Raw genomic sequence first — 1768 nt, 5'->3', positions numbered from 1 at the left:
CCCCCGGCCATGAGCTCCGTCGGCCCGGTCGGCGTGATGGAGAGGAACTCGATCTGGCCACTTTGCCCTCCCGCCAGATCGCGAAGCGGGTCCGCCGTTGCGGTTTGGGAGAGGGCAATTGTGGCGAGGAAAATCAGAAACACACGAACCATGAGGGGTCACCTTAGGGAATGATTTCTTCCCCGAGGAGTATGATCCCGTTTGGCTCGCGTCAACCTACGATTGAACAGCCTTCTTTTGCAGATCGATGAGTTGCTCGGTTCCGGCCTTGGCGAGCCGCAAAAGCGCCAAAAACTCCTCTTCCGAGAAGGGTTTGCCTTCCGCAGTGCCTTGCACCTCGACGATGCCGCCGGATCCGGTGATGACGAAATTCGCGTCGGTCTCGGCGGCCGAATCCTCGGCATAGTCGAGATCGAGAACGGGCGTCCCCTTGAATATTCCGCACGAGACCGCGGCGACGGGCTCCCGCAACGGGTTGATCGAAATGATCGAGCGGCCCTGCATCCAGGTGAAGCATTCATGGAGCGCGACCCACGCTCCGGTGATCGAAGCGGTGCGGGTGCCGCCGTCCGCCTGGATGACGTCGCAATCGATCACGATCTGGCGTTCGCCGATCGCCGGCAAATTGACCACGGCGCGCAGGGAACGACCGATCAAGCGCTGAATTTCCTGGGTGCGGCCGGACGGCTTGCCAGAATTCACTTCGCGTCGGGTGCGTTCGTGGGTCGCCCTCGGCAGCATGGCGTATTCAGCTGTGACCCAGCCCTTGCCGGTGCCGCGCAGCCAAGGAGGACCTTTTTCCTCGAGCGATGCGGTGCAAAGGACGCGCGTATTGCCGAAGGAGACGAGACACGATCCTTCCGCATATCGGGCGACGCTGCGCTCGAGGGTGACGGGGCGCATCTCTTCCGGCGCGCGTTTGGAGGGCCGCATGGCAGTTTCCTTCACAGATTTGTGCGTAGCCTGCGTCTTTAAGAGGTCGCATGGGACGAAAGCAAGCTAAGGCTGTTAAACCCTTGCTTAAACCTTTGATCGTTCGCACATAGTAGGGTCACTGAAATGAGCGAGCGCCTTCGAGACAGCATGCACGTGCCCGGCCACCCTTCCGGTTTTTTCGAGAACCGCGCCATCGCCGAATTGAACGATCGTTCGCGCGAGATCTTTCGACAGATCGTCGAAAGCTATCTCGCCACCGGCGAACCTGTCGGCTCGCGCAATCTCGCCCGCATTCTGCCGATGCCGCTGTCGCCGGCCTCGATCCGCAACGTCATGTCGGACCTCGAATCGGCTGGCCTGATCTTTGCTCCGCATACCAGCGCAGGACGGCTGCCCACCGAGATCGGGCTGCGTTTCTTCGTCGATGCCATGATGGAGATCGGCGACGTCACGGCGGAAGAGCGCGGGCGCATCGAAGCGCAGATGAAGGCGGCCGCCTCAGGACATACCCTCGAAAGCGCCCTCGCCGAAGCCTCCAGCTTGCTGTCGGGCGTCTCCCGAGGCGCCGGCGTCGTCGTCACCTCCAAGTCCAACACGCGCCTGCGCCATATCGAGTTCGTACGCCTCGATCCGAGCCGCGCCCTCGTGGTTCTGGTCTCGGACGATGGCTCCGTCGAAAACCGCCTCCTCGATCTCCCCGCCGGGCTTCCGGCCGGAGCATTGATCGAAGCGGGCAACTATCTCAACGCCCGAATCCAGGGGCGGACCCTCGGCGATCTCAAGGAAGAGATGGAGGCGACCCGCAGCCAGATGGAGCAGGAACTCGACGTCC

General features: G+C 62.2%; 2 protein-coding genes. One reads left to right on the top strand and one right to left on the bottom strand.

Annotated features, from left to right (window positions below; translation table 11 throughout):
- Positions 1 to 216: 216 nt before the first annotated feature.
- Positions 217 to 933, bottom strand: coding sequence for a ribonuclease PH (gene rph / locus AC1DT3_RS20020; RefSeq protein ID WP_477466965.1), 717 nt, complete (start codon positions 931 to 933; stop codon positions 217 to 219).
- Between the two features lie 150 nt (positions 934 to 1083).
- Here rph and hrcA point away from each other — a divergent pair.
- The coding region (gene hrcA, locus AC1DT3_RS20015) for a heat-inducible transcriptional repressor HrcA (RefSeq protein ID WP_477466966.1) at positions 1084 to 1768 on the top strand (685 nt) is incomplete at its 3' end.

The organism is Microvirga sp. P4_G7 (genome assembly GCF_056401005.1).
This window is presented reverse-complemented; position numbering and strand designations above follow the sequence as displayed.